Below are 18148 nucleotides of genomic sequence, written 5' to 3' on the forward strand. Positions count from 1 at the left end.
GTGCGGACGTGCGATGAAGGCGCCGCCATCTTCACAGTTTCCCGCAGGCGAAAACTGCCTTCGTCAAGCGGCTGCCACGCGTCGTTTCATGGCGTCCATGGCTGCTCCGATTTCCATTCGCGAAGTTTCTTTGCTACCTCGTTAAGCCGCTTCCAAGCCGTTGATTCGACTGGATATTTCAGGAGATTGCCCTTGTGCGAAGTATGCCCAGGGTCGCTTCTTGCCAACAGGCACCGTATTTTCTTCACGTCGCCTTCACGTTTTGGGCGCTATCAGTACAAATCAAGCTCGACTTAATTCCGACATTTCCGTACGCGTAAATCCCAGGTAAATGCGGAAACTGTGGCGCTGGCACGACCGAAATGTCACAAAACATTCAGTGAAAACCCTTGTTTTCGAGGCCATTTGACGGCGCCTCGACGAATTGGTGCGTATGCCGAACGAGGGTCTATGACCTCCAGGGATTCGTGCTCACACTTTGCCAGGCCTCGCGATGCGGGGCCCTTTCATTTCCGCTCGTCATGCCCAAAAGGAGGGCGGGCGCATTCCCCTTGAGGTGCTGATATGTACAAGCTGAACGCGGTGAGCCTGGCAGTTGCCGCCACCATTGCGGCCGCGTCCTTTCCGACGCTGGCGCAGAACCAACCGGAACAGTCCCAGCTGGAGCGGGTCGTGGTGACCGGCTCGGCCATCAAGCGCATCGACGCCGAGACCGCCGTCCCGGTGACGATCGTCAAGATGGACGATCTGAAGAAGTCGGGCATCACCTCCGTCGAGCAGGTCATGGCCAATCTGTCGTCGGTGCAGTCGTCGACGAACACCACGCAGTCGGTGGGCTCGAGCAGCGGTGGCGCGTCGTTCGCCGACATGCGCGGCATCGGTGCCGACAAGACGCTGGTGCTGCTGAACGGTCAGCGCATTGCCAACAACGCGGTGGACGGTTCGGCGCCCGACCTGAACATGATCCCGTTCGCGGCGATCGACCGCATCGAAGTGCTGCGTGACGGCGCTTCCGCGCTGTACGGCACGGACGCCATCGGCGGCGTGATCAACTTCATCACCAAGTCCAATCTGCAGGGCGGCTCCATCACCCTGGGCCTGGACCAGCCCGAGAAGTCCGGCGGCAAGTCGCGCAACTTCAACGTGGCCTACGGGTTCGGCGACCTGCAGAAGCAGGGCTTCAACCTGTTCGGCTCGGTGTCGTACCGCAAGCAGGACGCGATCGGCGGCACGCAGCGCGACTTCAACCAGCGCATGCCCGGCGGCCTGTCCTACAGCACCGCGCCGGCGAACTACACGCAGGACAACGCGCAGTTCTACAACCCGGTCGGCAGCGCCTGCGACGGCCGGTCGATGGTCAATTCGAATGGCGTGTGCAAGCTGGTCACGTCCTCCTTCGTGGACTTCTCGCCGAAGGTCGAGACTACTTCGGGCCTGCTCAAGGGCAGCCTGCTGGTCAATGACAGCCTGACGCTGGGCGCGGAGCTGTTCGCGACCCGCAACACCGTCACGACCTTCGTCGCCCCGGTTCCCTACGGTGGCTACGAAGTCAACCCGGGCACCGCCTTCTATCCGACGCCTCCGGCCGGCTCGAACATCGACCCGACCAAGCCGGTGCTCGTCTACTGGCGCGACTTCCCCAACGGCTCGCGTGGCCAGACCAACCGGAACAACCAGCAGCGTCTGATGTTCACGGCTGACGGCAACGCGCTGGGCTGGGATTACTCCGCCAACGTGTCCTACAACCGCAGCAAGGTCGACCAGTACCTGGTGAGCGGCTATGCCGACGGTGACCTGATCGGCGCCGGCTTGGCGGACGGCCGCATCAACCCGTTCGGCGACCAGAACGACGTCGGCACCGCCCTGCTGCAGCAGGCGGCGCTGAACGGCCTGCTGGAATCGGCCAAGGGCACCGTCACCACGGTGAGCGGACACGCCAGCCGCGACCTGGCGGACTGGTTCGGCGCTGGCCGCGCCGCGCAACTCGCGCTGGGCGCCGAGTTCCGCCGTGAGAACTTCAAGTCGGCTGCCAACACCGACTTCGCGGCCAAGGTCTCGGCCTCGACCGGCGTGGACCCCAACTCGCTGGCCGAGGGCTCGCGCAACGTCTACGCGCTGTATGGCGAGTTGAACGTGCCGGTGCTGAAGTCGCTCGACGTCACCGGCTCGCTGCGCTACGACAAGTACAGCGACTTCGGCAACTCGACCAATCCGAAGATCAGCTTCCGCTTCCAGCCGATGAAGGAACTGCTGCTGCGCGGATCGGCGTCGACGGGCTTCCGCGCTCCGACGCTGTACGAGCTGTATGGCAGCCCCGCCTACACGAACACGGCCGGCAACTATCCCAACCCGCTGCTGTGCCCGGATGGTTCCACGGGCAACCAGTGCGACGCGCAGTTCCAGGTGCTGAACGCCGGCAACAAGAACCTGCGTCCGGAGAAGTCGAAGTCCGCGACGCTGGGCTTCGTGTATGAGCCGATCGCCAACGCCAGCTTCGGTCTGGACTTCTGGTGGGTGCACCTGAAGGACCATATCGGCTCGATCCCGCAGTTCGCGCTGTTCAACAACTACAGCACCTACCCGGCGCTGCAGCAGTACTTCCACTTCGGTCCCGGCAACACGCTGTCGATCGCCAGCAACTGCCCGGGCCCGGACTGCGGCTACGTCGACCAGACGCTGCTGAACCTGGGCAAGGTGCGCACCAACGGCGTGGACCTGAGCGCGCAGTACCGCCTGAACAGCCCGGTCGGCCAGTTCGACTTCGCGCTGAACAGCACCTACATCGCCAAGTATGAGTTCCAGGACTTCAAGGATGGCTACTGGGTGCAGAACGTCGGCACCTACGGCGAGTCGGGCCCGATCTTCCGCTGGCAGCACAACCTGACGACGAACTGGAAGTACCAGGACTTCGGCGCTGGCGTGACGATGCGCTACAAGTCGGGCTACGTCGACTTCGATCCGACGACGCATGCGCGCGTGCCGTCGTACACGACCTTCGACCTGTTCGGCAGCTGGGCGCCGCGCAAGGACATCTCGCTGGTGCTGGGCGTGCGCAACCTGTTCGACCGCGCGCCGCCGTTCACGAACCAGGAAGACCTGTTCCAGGGCGGTGGCTGGGATTCGCGCTACGTCGACCCGACGGGCCGCGCCTACTACGTCCGCGCGACCTACTCGTTCTGATCGCCGGCCCGCGGCGGCCCTTCGGGATCGCCGCGACGACGTGAATACGAGGCAGAAGCGGGAGGGGAGACCCTCCCGCTTTTTTTCGCCTGCTGTTCCTCCCTTTGGGGGCCAGGATTTGCCTATGGCGGTCTGACCATCGCCGTTCGTAGCATCTCTTCCGAGTCAGAAACGCCTGCCAATCCAAGAGCAGGGCATCAGCTCCGGCGTGCGCGCAACCGACATTGCGCACTTCTCGACAGGGGTCGGAACCAATGAAGCGATTGATCTTGAAAGTGCTCTCCACCGCTATGGTCGGGCTCGCGGCGACATGCGCGCATGCGAGCCGGGACTTCTATACCGAGGCGACGATCAGGACGCCAACCAACACAGGCGTCACCTACAAGCAGCCGATCGGCGGCGGCATTTATCAGCCCATCATCACCGCCCAGCAGACGGTGATGAATGAGCTCCGTGCGGCGTTGCAAGGGCCGCTCCTCGAAATGATCAAGCCGATCGAGGGCTATCAGAGCGGCTATGTGATCGTGAACGGTCCCATCTCGCTCAACTATCGGCTGGGAGAAGTGTCCTTCTCCGGCCCGCAGGTCTCCATTGGAGCCACGGTCAAGAGAAGCTACGCCGGTGTCAGCGCGACGTGCAATATCGCGCTCGACCTGGACAACGGGACGACGTTCAGCGGCCACGTGAATCTGGACACCGGCGTGGTGGACAACCTTCAGATCCAAAACTTCAAACTGAACTCTTCCTACAACTGCTCGTCGAGCCTCGATTGGGTGCCAGTCGTCGGAGAACTGGTCAATCTCGCCATCGACCACTTCGTTGATCAAGCGATTTCCAATGCGGTGAAAGGGGCCTACAACAAGCTGGACCAGATCAATCATTACCTGGCTCCCCTCTCGTTCATGAGCCTGGACCTGCTCAGCCTGAACGTTCCCGGTGAACTGGCCGCCCCACTGGGCTACATCAAGAACCGAATTGCCAGCGGCTTTCAGAACATTCAATCGATGCAAGTCGTGATCGGCGATCCGAAGCGACGTGTCTACGGCCCGACGGGCTATGCCCACGAAGCTGCCTCCCACGACGGCTTCCTCGGCATCTACATCGACGGGTACAGCTTCGAGGTCAGTGAACATCGCTACTACTACGACGAGATGTACTGCCCGCCACCCGCTTCGGGGCGCTCATGCTTCCGTTTCTGAGGCGGTTGGCGCATCGCTGAACCCTCGTTTCCCAACACCCCGAAAGGGGCGCCGGCAACAACGCCGGCGCCCCTATTTCTTTGGTCGACGCGGTATTCCTTCCTCCGGGAATCGGGGCAGTTGTCACAGTCTCCCTAGAATCGCGGGCTAATCCACGAAAACCGGAATCCCTTCTGATGTCTGCCGAGTCCTGGCCCTCCGCCTGCCAAGTCCTGATCATCGGCGCCGGTCCCGCCGGCAGCGCCGCCGCGCGCTGGCTCGCCAAGGCGGGCCTGGACGTGGTGCTGGCCGACCAGCAGCCGCTGGGCCGCGACAAGATCTGCGGCGACGGCCTCATCCCCGACGCCCACCAGGCGCTCGACCGCCTGGGCCTGCTCGAGCGCGTCATGGCCAAGGCCCAGCGCTCCGCGCATGTCGGCTGCATCGGCCCGCGCGGCGGACGCATCGACGTCCCCGGCCATCTCGCCGTGCTGCCGCGCAAGCAGCTCGACGAGATCCTCAACCTCGGCGCGCAGGAGGCCGGCGCGCGCTTCCTCGCGCCGGCCCGCTTCGAGGCGGCGCTCGAGGACGCGCAGGGCCGCGTGCGCGGCGCGCGCCTGACCATCGACGGCCAGGCCCATGAGATCACCGCCGACTGGGTCCTCCTGGCCACCGGCGCCGTGCCCAAGGCGCTCACCGCCGCCGGCATGTGCGAGCGCCACACCCCCAGCGGCGTCGCGCTGCGCGGCTACGTGCGCGCGCCCTCGCTGGTCGGCGAGATCAAGGCGCTCGAGGTCGTCTGGTGCAAACCGGTGCAGCCCGGCTACGGCTGGATCTTCCCGGCGCCCGACGGCAGCTTCAACATCGGCGTCGGCGTCACCGACAGCCACAAGGACCTCGGCGGCAAGGGCCGCAAGAAGGACGTCAACCTGCGCGCCATCTTCGACGCCTTCGTCGAGCACTACCCGCCCGCCAAGCGCCTGATGGCCGAGGGCGAACTGATCGGCGAGCTCAAGGGCGCGCCGCTGCGCTGCACGCTCAAGGGCGCGCGCTGGACGCGGCCCGGCCTGCTGGTCACCGGCGAGGCGGCGGGCTCGACCTACTCCTTCACCGGTGAGGGCATCGGCAAGGCCATGGAGACCGGCCTGCTCGCCGCCGAGGCCATCCTGGCCCACCGCGCCGACGACGCCCGCGTGCGCGAGCAGTACGAGCAGGGCCTGCGCGCGCTGCAGCCCAAGTACGACCTCTACGAGCGCGGCAATCGCGTCAACCGCTTCCCGTGGCTGGCGGATCTGCTGATCTGGCGCGCCAAGAAGAGCCCGCGCCTGCTGCAGCGCATGAGCGGCGTGCTCAACGAGACCAGCAACCCCGGCAACCTGGTGAGCCTGAAGGGGATCACCCGGCTGTTCCTCGAATGACGTCCTGAGCGAGGTCCGCCATGTGCCAGCTGATGGGCATGAATGCCCGCCGACCGACCGACGTGATGTTCAGCTTCGCCGGGCTGGCGACGCGGGCGCATGAGCACAAGGACGGTTTCGGCATCGCCTTCTTCGAGGGCCGCGGCCTGCGGCACTTCGTCGACCACCACAGCGCGCGCGTCTCGCCGCTGGCGGAGCTGGTCAAGACCTATCCGATCCGCAGCGACGTCGTCATCGCCCACATCCGCAAGGCCACGCAGGGGGTGGTCTCGCTGGAGAACACCCATCCCTTCGTGCGCGAGCTCTGGGGCCGCTACTGGGTGTTCGCGCACAACGGCGACCTGAAAGGGTTCGCCCCGCGCCTGCATGCAGCCTTCAAGCCGGTGGGCCAGACCGACAGCGAGCAGGCCTTCTGCTGGCTGATGCAGGAGCTGGCCAAGGCGCACGCGACGATGCCGGCCATCGATGAGTTGAACCACACGCTGCGCGAGCTGCTGCCGCAGCTCAACCGGCATGGCACCTTCAACATGCTGTTGTCGAATGGCCAGGCGCTGTGGGCGCATGGTTCGACGAAGCTGCATTACCTGCTGCGCCAGCCCCCATTCGGTCCGGTGACCTTGCAGGACGAGGACCTGACGGTGGATCTGGCCGCCAAGACGACGGAGGACGACCGCATCGCGATCGTCGCGACGGAGCCGCTCACGCGCGGCGAGCCCTGGATCCCGATCGAGCCGGGCACCCTGAAGGTCTTCGTCGGTGGTCAGCCCCATTGCTGATCTCCGCCATGCCTGGCTCAAGCCATTCCCGCCGCCGCCCCGGTGGTGGTGCCGGCCCGGGATGCCGGTGCCCCTTGAAGCGAATGCCGAGCGGGCGCAGGCGCCTGAGCGGAAAGGGGCACCGGCATCCCGGGCTGGCTGCTCGGTCGCGGCAGCGTCCCAGTCATCCCTCGAAGCTGCCGTTCGCCGCATCCACGGGCGGTCTGTGGACGGCTGTCCTAGACTCGCCGCATGACCACGCCCAGCGCTCACGCTGAAGCCGGTGACAAGTCCGGTGCTGCATCTCGATCACATGGCTCTGCCGATGCTGATCGGGCCCGGGTTCGTTTCGACTGGGGTCATCTGTTGTTCCCGGGCCCTCGCCGCAGCTTCAGTGAGGCGGAGATTGCGCGATCCGGTCTTCGGGAGTGGTCGACGGGCATTGACTGCTACGTCTTGAGCAACGTGCTGGTGCTGGGTCTGGTGTTCTACGCGATGCTGCCGCGGCACCTGGCGCACGTGATCCTGATTGGAGGCCTGCTGGTGGCCTCCGCGGGGCTGAGCGTGGCGCGCTGGCTGTGGCGCCAGCCGACGCGCACGCGGTTCAACGTGGCGACGATGGGTGCTGGCGTGGTGATGCTGCTGGTCACGCTGGTGATGGTGAAGCTGGGTTACCGCGACGAAGCGCGCGACCTGCTGCCGTTTGGCGCGGGCGGGATGACGCTGACGGTGTCTTCGTGGTGGTTCCTGACGCTGTACCGGACGCAGCAGCTGGGCGCCCGTCTGGCGGAGCTGGATGCGCAGGAGGAGCGCATCGCGCTGGCGCAGCGGCTGGCGACGGCGCAGATCCAGCCGCACTTCCTGTTCAACACGCTGGCGTCGCTGCAGCACTGGGTGGACACGCGCGACGATCGTGCCGGGCCGATGCTGCGCTCGCTGACGCGCTATCTGCGGGCGACGCTGCCGATGTTCGAGCAGGACCGGTTGCCGCTCGAGCAGGAGCTGCAGATCGTGCGCAGCTATCTGGACATCATGCAGGCGCGGCTGGGTCAGCGGCTGACCTGGTCGCTGGATCTGGACGAGTCGGCCGCGGCGGCGATGGCCCATGCGAGCCTGCCGCCCGGCACGCTGCTGACGCTGGCGGAGAACGCGATCACGCATGGCATCGAGCCCAGCCTGCGGGGCGGGCACATCGCGGTGAGAGCGAAGGCGCTCGAGGGGCGGCTGCGGCTCGAGGTGCAGGATGGCGGCCAGGGCCTGGCGCCGGGCGCCTGCGACGGGCTGGGCCTGGCCAACACGCGGGAGCGGCTGCAGGCGCAGTTCGGCGCCCGCGCGGCGCTCGGCCTGGAGCCGGCACCGGCCGATGCGCCGGGATGCCTGGCCTGGGTCGAGGTGCCGGCCGCCTGATCCGAGGCACGGGCCGCGGACGCGGAAAGAACGACGAGGACGTCGACGAGAACCACGAGGGGAGACACGCATGACGACGAAGATCCGCACGCTGATCGCGGACGACGAGGAAGGTCCGCGCGAGCAACTGCGCGCCGCGCTGGAACGGCTGGCGCCGGAGCTGGAGATCGTGGCGGCCAGCGTCAACGGCTGCGACGCATGGGACGACTGTCTCGCGCATGAGCCGCAGCTGTGCTTCCTGGACATCCGCATGCCGGGCCTCTCGGGCCTGGAGGTGGGACAGCGGCTGTCGCAGCTCGCGGAGCCGCCGCAGGTCGTGTTCGTGACCGCGTATGGCGATCACGCGCTGTCGGCCTTCGACGCCGGCGCGGTCGACTACGTGCTCAAGCCGGTCGAGGACGCGCGGCTGCAGCAGTGCCTGCAGCGGCTGCGACAGCGGCAGGCCGCGCTCGGCGCCGAGCCGGACGCGCCGGCGATGCCCGCGATGCCGCCCGAGACGCTCGACCTGTTGCGCCAGCTGCTGCCCGCGCAGCGGCCCTCGATGCGGCCGATCCAGGCCAGCCAGGGCCGCGAGATCCAGTTGATCGCGCCCGGTGACATCCTGTTCTTCCAGAGCGACAGCCGCTACACGCGCGTCGTCCATCGCGACGGCGAGGCGTGGATCCGCACCGCGCTCAAGGAGCTGCTGAGCGACCTGGATCCGAGCATCTTCTGGCAGGTGCACCGCTCGGTGCTGGTCAACAGCCGCTTCATCGCCAGCGCCACGCGCGTGGACGAGAACACGATGCAGCTGTCGCTGAAGGGCAGCGAGGAGAAGCTGCCGGTGTCGCGGCAGTTCCAGGGGCTGTTCAAGGGCCAATGAGACGGGCCGCCGCATTCATTGCGCTGTCTGCGTTCAACGCGGTCGGCGCGGCGGTGGCGTTGCTGGCCGCGAGCGGCTGTTGAAGGAAGCAGCGAGGTCTTGCGCTGAGCTTCCGACACTCAATCCAACCTCAAGCGCTGCTGCTGCCCAACTCCCGCGCCGCCATCCGCCGGGGATGCCACGAGGCCCCGCGCTTCGACGGCCGCAGGCCCTCACCCCTCCCTCTCCCGCAAGCGGGCGAGGGGTTAAGACAGGGCCGCCCGCATTTGCCTTGCGCAAGAACTCCCTCGCCCCCCGCGAGGGGGGAGAGGGCAGGGGAGAGGGGGGTGCTTCGAAGGGCAGCAGCGCTGTGGCACGAGCCCCCTCTCCCCTCCCTCTCCCCGCTGGGGCGAGGGGGTTTACTACGACGTCCGGCTCTTACCCCCGCCCGCTTGCGGAAGGGGTGAGGGCCAGAGCGCACCTCAGCGCAGCACGCTCGAAGCGCAAGCGCGTCAGCGCGCCGCGGTCTGTGCGGGTGCTTCGGTCTCGATCCCGCCCGCCAGCGCCTTGTACACGCCGACCAGCGAAGTCGCCGCCGCGGTCTGCGACTGCGCCAGCTGATTGCGCGCGTTGAGCAGCTCGCGCTCGGCGTCCAGCACCGCGAGGAAATCGCTGATGCCGACCTTGAAGCGCTCACGCGCGATCTGCGCGGCGCGCTCCGCCGAGACCGCCGCGTCGAACAGCGCCTGCGCCTGCTGCTGGCTGCGGTTGTAGGTCACCAGCGCGCCTTCGGTCTCCTCCAGCGCCGCGAGCACCGTGCGCTCGTAGCTGGCGAAGGCCGCATCATTGCGCGCGCCCGCCGCCGCGATCTGCGCGCGGATGCGGCCGAAGTCCAGCAGGTTCCACACCAGCTGCGCGCCCAGGTTGTACGCATAGGCCGGACCATCGTTCAGGTCGCCGATCCGCGTCGCGTTCTGGCCGATCGTGCCGCCCAGCGTGATGCGCGGGAACATCGCCGAACGCGCCACGCCAACCCGCGCCGCCGCCGCCGCCGCCTGCGCCTCGGCCGCGCGCACGTCGGGACGGCGGCGCAGCAGGTCCTGCGGCGTGCCGATACGGTCCAGCGCGATCGTCTTCAGGCCGGGCAGCGGCTTGACGTCCGACAGCTCCACGTCCAGCGCCGTCGGCGGCTGGCCCGTCAGCACCGCGAGCCGGTAGCGCGTGCGCGCCAGCGCCATCTCCAGCGCCGGCAGCGTCGCAGCCGTGCTCTGCACCAGCGCGCGGGCGCGCTCGGTGTCGAAGCCGGTGCCCCGGCCCGCCTCCTGGCGGCCAGCCACCAGCTTCAGCGCGCCCTGCTGCGTGTCCAGCGACTGCTGCGCCACGCGCAGTTGCTCCTGCAGTCCGCGCAGCTCGAAGTAGTTGCGCGCCACCTCCGCCGCGACGCTCACCTGCGCCGCGCGCAGCCCGGCTTCGCCCGCCAGCAGATCGGCCGCGGCCGCCCGGCGCTCATCGGACAGGCGCCCGAACAGGTCCGCCTCCCAGCGCACGTCGAAGCCCACCGAGAACGCGTTGTTGGTCTGCGGGTTGCCCTGGTAGTCCGGCGCCCGCACGCGCGCCGCGCCGGCATTCAGGTCCACCGTCGGGACCAGCTGCGCATCGGCGAAGCGCGACAGCGCCCGCGCCTCGCGCAGGTTGGCCGCCGCGATGCGCAGGTCCGTGTTGGCCTGCAGCGCGCGCGCCACCAGCGCGTCCAGCCCGCTGTCGTTGAAACCCTGCCAGAAGCGGCTCACCGGCGCCTGCGCCAGCGTCGCCGCGTCGCCTTGCGGCGCATTGGCGAAACCGGACGCCAGCGGCACCTCGGACTGCCGCGGCGCCGGCGCCGTCGAGCAGCCGGTCAGCGCCACCGTGGCGGCCGCCGCGGCGGCCATCAGAGAGACTCGGAAGAACATCATGCGTGCCCCTTCGGCGAGGTGCCCTTGGGCGGATCGGCGTCGTCGACGCCCGGATGGAACGGATGCGCCGCCGCATCGATCTGGTGCCGCAGCTCGGCCGCGTGGGCGCGCTTCTTCTCCGTGCCCTTGCGCAGCAGCGAGTAGAAGACCGGCGTCAGGAAGATGCCGAACAGCGTCACGCCCACCATGCCCGAGAACACCGCAATGCCCATCGCGCGGCGCATCTCGCTGCCCGCGCCCGAGCCCAGGATCAGCGGGATCACGCCCGCGCAGAACGCGATCGAGGTCATCAGGATCGGGCGCAGACGCATGCGGCAGGCATGGATCACCGCGTCGACCATGGACTCGCCGCGCTCCTCGAGCTCCTTGGCGAACTCCACGATCAGGATCGCGTTCTTGCACGCCAGGCCCACCAGCACCACCAGCGCCACCTGCGTGAAGATGTTGAGGTCGCCCGACTGCATGAACGGCGGCAGGTGCGACAGCCAGACCCCGAACAGCGCCGACAGGATGCACATCGGCACGATCAGGATGATCGCCAGCGGCAGCGTCCAGCTTTCATACTGCGCGGCCAGCACCAGCACCACCAGCAGCACCGAGATCGCCAGCACCGCCGCCATCGTCGGGATCGAGAAGCCGCCCGCCTTGATGTCGCGCGTCAGCCGGTCCTGGTAGGTCAGCTCGGTCCACTCGTAGGTCATGCCGCGCGGCAGGTTCTTCAGCCGCTGCTCCATTTCAGCCTCGGCCTGCCCGGTCGAGAAGCCCGGCTTGGCGGCGCCGTTGATGTCCGCGCTCGGAAAGCCGTTGTAGCGCGTCACGCGCGTCGGCCCGAAGGTCGGATCGACGTTCATCAGCGCGCCCAGCGGCACCATCTCGTTGCGCTCGTTGCGGGTCTTCAGGTCGGTGATGCTGCCGGCGTTGGCGCGGAACGGCGCATCCGCCTGCACGATCACCTGGTAGGTCTTGCCGAAGCGGCTGAAGTCGTTGACGTACAGCGAGCCCAGGTTGATCTGCAGCGTGTCGTAGATGTCCTGCAGCCTCACGCCCATCTGCTTGGCCTTGGTCCGGTCGACGTTGGCGAACAGCTGCGGGACGTTGATGTCGTAGGTCGAGAAGGGCGTGCCGATGCCGCTCTTCTGATCGCCGTAGATCGGTCCCAGCGTGCCCCAGACGGCGCCGTAGAGCGCCTGCTCGCCCAGGCCGCTGCGGTCCTGCACCTGCACCTTGAAGCCGCCCGCGTTGCCCAGGCCGTCCACCGCCGGCGGCGGCACGACGAACATGCGCGCGCCCTGGATCTGCTGGATCGCGCCGTTGACCTTGCCCAGGATCGCATCCTTGGACAGGTCGGGCGAGGTGCGCTTCTCGAAGTCGTCCAGGCCGAAGAACACGATGCCTTCGTTGGGCGCGGCCGAGAAGCCCGCGATCGACAGCCCCGGGAAGGCGATCGAATCCCGGATGCCCGGCACCTTCAGCGCGATGTCGCTCATGCGGCGGATCACCTCGTCGGTGCGGTCCAGCGTGGCGCCGGCCGGCAACTGCGCGATGCCGATCAGGTACTGCTTGTCCGGCGCCGGCACGAAGCCCGACGGGATGCGCGTGAACAGCAGCGCCGTCAGCCCCAGCAGCACGGCGTAGACGATCAGCGCGGCCGACTTGCGGCGCAGGATGCCGGTGACGCCGCGGCTGTAGCCCTCGCTGCGGCGCTGGAAGAAGCAGTTGAACCAGTGGAAGAACCGGCCGAACAGCTTGTCCATCACCTTCATGATGGGGTCCTTGGGCGCGTCGTGCGGACGCAGCAGCAAGGCCGCCATCGCGGGCGACAGGGTCAGCGAGTTGAACGCCGAGATCACCGTCGAGATCGCGATCGTGACCGCGAACTGGCGATAGAACTGGCCCGACAGGCCCGGGACGAAGGTCAGCGGGATGAACACCGCGCACAGCACCAGCGCGATCGCGATGATGGGCCCGGAGACCTCCTGCATCGCCTTCATCGTCGCCGCGTGCGGCGTGAGGCCGTCCTCCAGGTTGCGTTCGACGTTCTCGACGACCACGATCGCGTCGTCGACCACGATGCCGATGGCCAGCACCAGCCCGAACAGCGTCAGCGTGTTGATCGAGTAGCCCAGCAGCAACAGCACCGCGAAGGTGCCCACGATGGACACCGGCACGGCCAGCAGCGGGATGATGGACGCACGCCAGGTCTGCAGGAAGATGATCACCACCAGCACGACCAGCAGCACCGCCTCGATCAGGGTGTGGATGACCTTCTCGATGGAGGTGGCGACGAAGCGCGTCGGGTCGTAGACGATGTCGTAGCTGACGCCGGCCGGGAAGTTGGCCTTGAGCCGCTCCATCGTCGCGCGCACGTCCTTGGAGATGTTCAGCGCGTTGGATTGCGGGGCCTGGAAGATGCCGATGCCGACCGCTTCCTTGTTGTTGAGCAGGCTGCGCAGCGCATAGGTGCCCGGGCCCATCTCGACGCGGCCGACATCGCGCACCCGCACCAGGCCGCCGGTGGCGGTGTCGGTGCGGATGATGACGTCGGCGAACTCTTCCTCGGTGACCAGGCGCCCCTGCGTGTTGATCTGCAGCTGGAAGTCGGTGCCCTTGGGCGCGGGCGGCGCGCCGACCACACCGGCCGCGACCTGCGTGTTCTGCTCACGGATCGCGTTGGTGACGTCGGTGGCGGTGAGGCCGCGGCCGGCGAGCTTGGCCGGATCCAGCCAGATGCGCATCGCGTAGTCGCCCGAGCCGAACACCTGCACCGAGCCCATCCCCTGCACGCGCAGCAGCTCGTCGCGGACCTGCAGCTGCGCGTAGTTGCGCAGGTACAGCGCGTCGCGCGAGTTGTCCGGGCTGACCATGTGGACGACCATGGTCAGGTTGGGGCTGGACTTCTCGGTCGTCACGCCGATCTGCCGGACGATGTCGGGCAGGCGCGGCAGCGCGCGGTTGATGCGGTTCTGCACCGCCGTCTCCGCGGCCTCCGGATTGGTGCCGATCTTGAAGGTCACCGTCAGCGTCATGCCGCCGTCGGCGGTGGCCTGGCTGTCGAAGTACAGGACGTTTTCCAGCCCGTTGATCTGCTCCTCGAGCGGCGTGGCGACCGTCTCCGAGATCACGCGCGGGTTGGCGCCGGGGAACTGGGCGCGCACGACGACCTGCGGCGGCGCGACCTCAGGGTACTCGGAGATGGGCAGCCGGAAGATCGCCAGCAGGCCCACCAGGAAGATGAAGATCGAGAGGACCGACGCGAAGCGCGGCCGCTCGATGAAGAAGCGGGAGATATCCATGAACGACCTCGCGCCCGGTTACTTCGATGCGGCCGGGGCGGCCGGCGCGGCGCCCTGCGGCGGGGCGACCACGCGGCCCTTGTCGTCGAGCTTGGCCTGCTGCGGCGTGACCGGCGCGCCGGGCATGGCGTGCTGGAGGCCGTCGATGATGACGAGTTCCCCGGGCTTGATGCCCTGGACGGCGCGCAAGCCGTCGAACTGGGCGCCGACGACCACCGGGCGGGGCGCCACGATGTTGTTGGGGCCGACGACCATGACGACCTTGTTGGCCTGGTCGGTGCCGATGGCGCGCTCGGGGATGAGCGTGGCGGTGTAGCTGCCGGTGCCTTCGAGCTTGACGCGGGCGAACAGGCCAGGTGTGAAGGTGCCGTCCTTGTTGTCGAAGACCGCGCGGCCGCGGATGGTGGCGGTGGCCGGATTCAGGCGGTTGTCGACGAAGTCCATGCGGCCCTCGTGCGGGTAGCCCTGCTCGTTGGCCAGGCCCAGGTGCACCTTGCTGGCCTGCTCGCGCTTGGCGCCGCCGGCGCGCGCGGCGGCGGCATATTTCAGGAAGGTGGCCTCGCTGGCGTCGAAGTAGGCGTAGACCTTGTCGCTGGAGACCACGGTGGTCAGCACCGGCTCGCCGACGTTGACCAGGTTGCCGGGCGTGACGTTGGCGCGCGAGGAGCGGCCGGTGACCGGGGCGCGGACCTGGGTGAACTCCAGGTTCAGCCGGGCCTGGGTCACCGCGGCCTCGGCGGCGCGGATGTTGGCGTCGTTGTTGCGGACGGCGGCCTTGAGCTGGTCGATCTCCTGCTGGCTGACGCCCTGGATCGAGACCAGCTTCTCGGCGCGGCCGAGGTCCGACTTGGACAGCTCGGCGGCGGTGCGCGCGGCGGCGAGCTGGGCCTCGGCGCGGTTGAGTTCGGCCTGGAAGGGGCGGGGGTCGATGGTGAAGAGCGGCTCGCCCTTCTTGACGACCTGGCCTTCGCGGAAGTGGACCTTGTCGAGCGTGCCGGCGACGCGGGCGCGGATCTCGACGGTGTCGGGCGCTTCCAGGCGCGCGGTGAACTCATCGAAGTCCTGCACCTCGCGCGTGACTGCGGCGGCGACCGTCACGGGCGGTGGACCGCCGTGCTGTTGTTGTTGATCCTGTGGTTGTCCGCAAGCGGTCAGCAGCAGCGCCACGATGGCGCCGGCGACGGCCGTGCGAGCGAGATTCGATCCAGCCATGCATCACTCCCAAAACCCCCACGGCATCTTTTGCACCGTGAGGTGCGGCGGAATGTACGCGGTACACGAATGTCCGCACAGTGCTGTGGGCAATACCTGTCACTTTGACCGAGGGCTTCATTGACGACCCGGTCGCGAGTGTGGGCAAGTCTCGGGGGAGCTGCTGACGCCGCGCGTCAGCAGGACGGCGCGGCCGCGCGGGATGTCGCGGCGATGTAACCACCGCGGATCAAGCTAGGGATGGCGGGAGCGGATGTTCGAGGCGGGTGCGGCGCAACCCTCGCCCGCCTCACGACAAGCGCTTGCGCAGCCGCTTCGCTTCTCCGATGGCGGACTGGAGCCGACGTTTGGTCAGGTCGTTCGTGAGATCCAGACGGCCCCGGCGAGGATGCTCGGGCGTCCGGCCGGGTGCAGGCGCGAACCATTCGGTACCGAAAGGAAGGACGCGCTGGTTCACCAGATCGAATTTCGTCAGCTTCGCGAGGCCGGACTTTCCGCCGGGCTCGACGACGAATTCCCCGGGGAACAGCATGCCGGTGCGGCGGCTGGTCGCATAAGCCACGACGACGACACTCCCGCGCGGGTCTTCGGCGGCCTCTTCAACCTGTAGCACCAGCGCCGGTCGCTCCTTCGGTCCCGGCACGCCGACATGCTCGGGGAATCGGCACTGGACGATGTCGCCCGACTTGGGACGCGGCGTCCAGTACATGCGGCCTCACAGCAGCGAATCGAGCACCTTGCCGCGACGGCGAGGCTCCGCCTTGGCGATGGCTTCGTGATGTTTCTTGGTCAGAGGCATGAACTTCTCCATCTCCTGTTCGTTGAACACTTCGTCCCGGAGCCGGGCGAGGGCGAAGAGGACGGTCTGGGTCTCGTTGAAGCCGAGCTTCTTCGACATCGCCTTCAGGGCGTCTCTCGACACCGTCGTCAGCGTGTCCTCCTTGAAGTTCAGCTTCAGGGCTTGTTGGCTCGATGCGGTCGCCATGGCAGCTCCAGAGAATAGGGAGATGTGATGCATAAACAATAACCATTTCTTATGCATCACTCAAGGCGGCGTTCCCGCCACGCGGCCAACAAAAAACCCGGGCAACGCCCGGGTTCTGGAGGATTCCGCGGAGGTCCGCGGGAGCGATCAGGCGCTCAATGCACGCCGTGCATCAGCTTCTTCATCCACGGGCTCAGCAGCATCAGCAGCACGCCGGCGGCGGCCGGGATGATGGTGAAGATCAGGAAGAACGTCGACATCGAATACGTGGACGAGATGGCGTCGATGTAGGAGCCCGTCGCGCCCGCGATCTTGTTGGCGATCGCCGCGTTCACGAACCAGACCCCGAACATCAGCCCCAGCAACCGCGCCGGCGCCAGCTTCGAGATGTAGGACAGTCCCACCGGCGACAGGCACAACTCGCCCATCGTGTGCAGCAGATAGGCCAGCGTCAGGAAGATCATGCTCACCTGCGCCGTCTTCGCGCCCGCCGGAATGCCCGACGCGCCATACGACAGCGCCGCGAAGCCCAGACCCAGCAGCACCAGGCCCACGCCGAACTTCACCGGACCGCTCGGGTTCCAGTGGCGCTCCCACAGCTTGCTGAACATCGGCGCCAGGATCACCAGGAAGAAGGAGTTCAGCACCCCGAACCAGGTGGCCGGAATCTCCGATTGCTCCATCTGGAACTCGCGGCCCAGCATCCACAGCGACAGGCCCCAGATCAGCGCCAGCGCGCCCGCCAGCAGCAGGTTCGAGAGCTTGTACAGGCCCTCCGTGCTGCGCGCCAGCTTGATCAGCAGCCAGCTCAGGATCGCCACCGGGATCAGCGTCATCAGCGAGTTCACGATCTTGAAGATCAGCCCGCTGGTGCCCACCAGCGCGCGGTCGGTGTAGTCCGCCGCGAAGATCGTCATCGACCCGCCAGCCTGCTCGAACGCGAACCAGAAGAAGATCGTGAAGAACGAGAACACGCCGATCGCGATCAGCCGGTCGCGCACGATGTGCGACGGCGTGTCGTCCAGCGGCTGGCTCGCATCCACCAGCGGCGCGTTCTTGTTCGGGGCGCCGCCGATCTCGCCGAAGATGCCCTGGCCGAACCAGAACTGCAGCGCGCCCAGGATCATGAACACCGCCGCCAGGCCGAAGCCGTAGTGCCAGCCGATCTTCTCGCCGATGTAGCCGCACAGCGAGATGCCGAAGAACGCGCCCGCGTTCACGCCCATGTAGAACAGCGTGTAGCCGCCGTCGCGCTGGCCTTCGTTGTCCTTGTTGTAGAGCTGGCCCACGATCGCCGAGATGTTCGGCTTGAACAGCCCCGTGCCCAGGATCACCAGGCCCAGGCCCAGGAAGAAGCTCACGCGGGTGTCGAAGAACAGCGAGATGTGCCCCGCCGCGATGATGAAGCCGCCCAGCACCACCGCGCGGCGCGTGCCCAGCAGCCGGTCCGCGATGTAGCCGCCGATGATCGGCGTCAGGTAGACCAGCATCGTGTACCAGCCATAGAGGCTGGTGGCCTCCTCGCGCGTCCAGCCCCAGCCGCCCTTGGTCGTGGCCGAGATCAGGTACAGCACGAGCAGCGCCCGCATGCCGTAGTAGGAGAACCGTTCCCACATCTCGGTGAAGAACAGGACGAACAGGCTGTTGGGCTGGCCGAGGATGGTCTGCCGCGCTCCGGGAGTTTGAATTGTGTTCAAACGACGCTCCGTGATGGATCGCTGAGGGATCGATGACCCGGCGCTCCGGGTCACGGGAAACCGCGTTCCAGGGATCAGAACGCGTTTGCCGCTGGTCCAGGCCCCGGACCGGTCGATCCCTTGGGGCCCGCCAGCGGCAGGCGCGCCATTGTCAGCGAAAGGTCAGCGTCAACCGCCGCTTCGGGATTAGGGCTCACCCTAGGTCGCGCGGACTTTCCCCAGCGCCCTCG

12 protein-coding genes are annotated in these 18148 nt (G+C 67.3%); 6 read left to right on the forward strand and 6 right to left on the reverse strand.

Features of this window, described 5'->3' with window-relative positions; translation table 11 throughout:
* The first annotated feature begins 564 nt into the window (after positions 1 to 564).
* The 6 genes from ABDW61_RS00100 to ABDW61_RS00125 all read left to right on the forward strand — a co-directional run bounded on the left by ABDW61_RS00100 (position 565) and on the right by ABDW61_RS00125 (position 8800).
* Positions 565 to 3180, forward strand: a complete 2616-nt coding sequence (locus ABDW61_RS00100; RefSeq protein WP_343634960.1) for a TonB-dependent receptor — start codon at positions 565 to 567, stop codon at positions 3178 to 3180.
* A gap of 269 nt (positions 3181 to 3449) precedes the next feature.
* A complete protein-coding gene (locus ABDW61_RS00105) occupies positions 3450 to 4379 on the forward strand; it encodes a hypothetical protein (protein ID WP_343634962.1) in 930 nt (309 codons plus the stop codon).
* Positions 4380 to 4555: 176 nt separating this feature from the next.
* Positions 4556 to 5776: a geranylgeranyl reductase family protein gene (locus tag ABDW61_RS00110; RefSeq protein ID WP_343634963.1), complete on the forward strand. Its 1221-nt coding sequence runs from the start codon at positions 4556 to 4558 to the stop codon at positions 5774 to 5776.
* A gap of 20 nt (positions 5777 to 5796) precedes the next feature.
* A complete protein-coding gene (locus tag ABDW61_RS00115; RefSeq protein WP_343634965.1) occupies positions 5797 to 6552 on the forward strand; it encodes a class II glutamine amidotransferase in 756 nt (251 codons plus the stop codon).
* Between the two features lie 444 nt (positions 6553 to 6996).
* A complete protein-coding gene (locus ABDW61_RS00120) occupies positions 6997 to 7938 on the forward strand; it encodes a histidine kinase (protein ID WP_343635952.1) in 942 nt (313 codons plus the stop codon).
* Positions 7939 to 8008: 70 nt separating this feature from the next.
* Entirely contained in the window at positions 8009 to 8800 is a 792-nt protein-coding gene (locus tag ABDW61_RS00125) for a LytTR family DNA-binding domain-containing protein (protein WP_343634967.1), read from the forward strand.
* A 491-nt stretch (positions 8801 to 9291) separates the two neighbouring features.
* On the opposite strand, the gene ABDW61_RS00130 is transcribed toward ABDW61_RS00125, so the two are convergent.
* The 6 genes from ABDW61_RS00130 to ABDW61_RS00155 form a co-directional block, all read right to left on the reverse strand.
* Positions 9292 to 10731: an efflux transporter outer membrane subunit gene (locus tag ABDW61_RS00130; RefSeq protein ID WP_343634969.1), complete on the reverse strand. Its 1440-nt coding sequence runs from the start codon at positions 10729 to 10731 to the stop codon at positions 9292 to 9294.
* Positions 10728 to 14024 carry a multidrug efflux RND transporter permease subunit gene (locus tag ABDW61_RS00135; RefSeq protein ID WP_343634971.1) on the reverse strand — a complete coding sequence of 1099 codons (3297 nt, stop codon included), beginning with the start codon at positions 14022 to 14024 and terminating at the stop codon, positions 10728 to 10730. Before ABDW61_RS00135 ends, ABDW61_RS00130 begins: the two co-directional genes overlap by 4 nt.
* 18 nt (positions 14025 to 14042) lie before the next feature.
* On the reverse strand, positions 14043 to 15236 hold the full coding sequence (locus ABDW61_RS00140; protein ID WP_343634973.1) for an efflux RND transporter periplasmic adaptor subunit: 1194 nt from the start codon (positions 15234 to 15236) through the stop codon (positions 14043 to 14045).
* Positions 15237 to 15525: 289 nt separating this feature from the next.
* A complete protein-coding gene (locus ABDW61_RS00145; RefSeq protein ID WP_343634975.1) occupies positions 15526 to 15945 on the reverse strand; it encodes a type II toxin-antitoxin system PemK/MazF family toxin in 420 nt (139 codons plus the stop codon).
* A gap of 6 nt (positions 15946 to 15951) precedes the next feature.
* Positions 15952 to 16221 carry a hypothetical protein gene (locus tag ABDW61_RS00150; RefSeq protein WP_343634977.1) on the reverse strand — a complete coding sequence of 90 codons (270 nt, stop codon included), beginning with the start codon at positions 16219 to 16221 and terminating at the stop codon, positions 15952 to 15954.
* Between the two features lie 155 nt (positions 16222 to 16376).
* Positions 16377 to 17918, reverse strand: a complete 1542-nt coding sequence (locus ABDW61_RS00155) for a peptide MFS transporter (protein WP_343634979.1) — start codon at positions 17916 to 17918, stop codon at positions 16377 to 16379.
* Between the last annotated feature and the right edge of the window lie 230 nt (positions 17919 to 18148).

Source organism: Roseateles sp., from assembly GCF_039595595.1.
Classification (GTDB): Bacteria; Pseudomonadota; Gammaproteobacteria; order Burkholderiales; family Burkholderiaceae_C; genus Roseateles.

Coding starts and splice junctions, on each gene's coding strand:
- ABDW61_RS00135 (WP_343634971.1), bottom strand. CDS start 14,024: ATGGATATCTCCCGCTTCTTCATCGAGCGGCCGCGCTTCGCGTCGGTC.
- ABDW61_RS00145 (WP_343634975.1), bottom strand. CDS start 15,945: ATGTACTGGACGCCGCGTCCCAAGTCGGGCGACATCGTCCAGTGCCGA.
- ABDW61_RS00130 (WP_343634969.1), bottom strand. CDS start 10,731: ATGATGTTCTTCCGAGTCTCTCTGATGGCCGCCGCGGCGGCCGCCACG.
- ABDW61_RS00115 (WP_343634965.1), top strand. CDS start 5,797: ATGTGCCAGCTGATGGGCATGAATGCCCGCCGACCGACCGACGTGATG.
- ABDW61_RS00100 (WP_343634960.1), top strand. CDS start 565: ATGTACAAGCTGAACGCGGTGAGCCTGGCAGTTGCCGCCACCATTGCG.
- ABDW61_RS00110 (WP_343634963.1), top strand. CDS start 4,556: ATGTCTGCCGAGTCCTGGCCCTCCGCCTGCCAAGTCCTGATCATCGGC.
- ABDW61_RS00125 (WP_343634967.1), top strand. CDS start 8,009: ATGACGACGAAGATCCGCACGCTGATCGCGGACGACGAGGAAGGTCCG.
- ABDW61_RS00140 (WP_343634973.1), bottom strand. CDS start 15,236: ATGGCTGGATCGAATCTCGCTCGCACGGCCGTCGCCGGCGCCATCGTG.
- ABDW61_RS00150 (WP_343634977.1), bottom strand. CDS start 16,221: ATGGCGACCGCATCGAGCCAACAAGCCCTGAAGCTGAACTTCAAGGAG.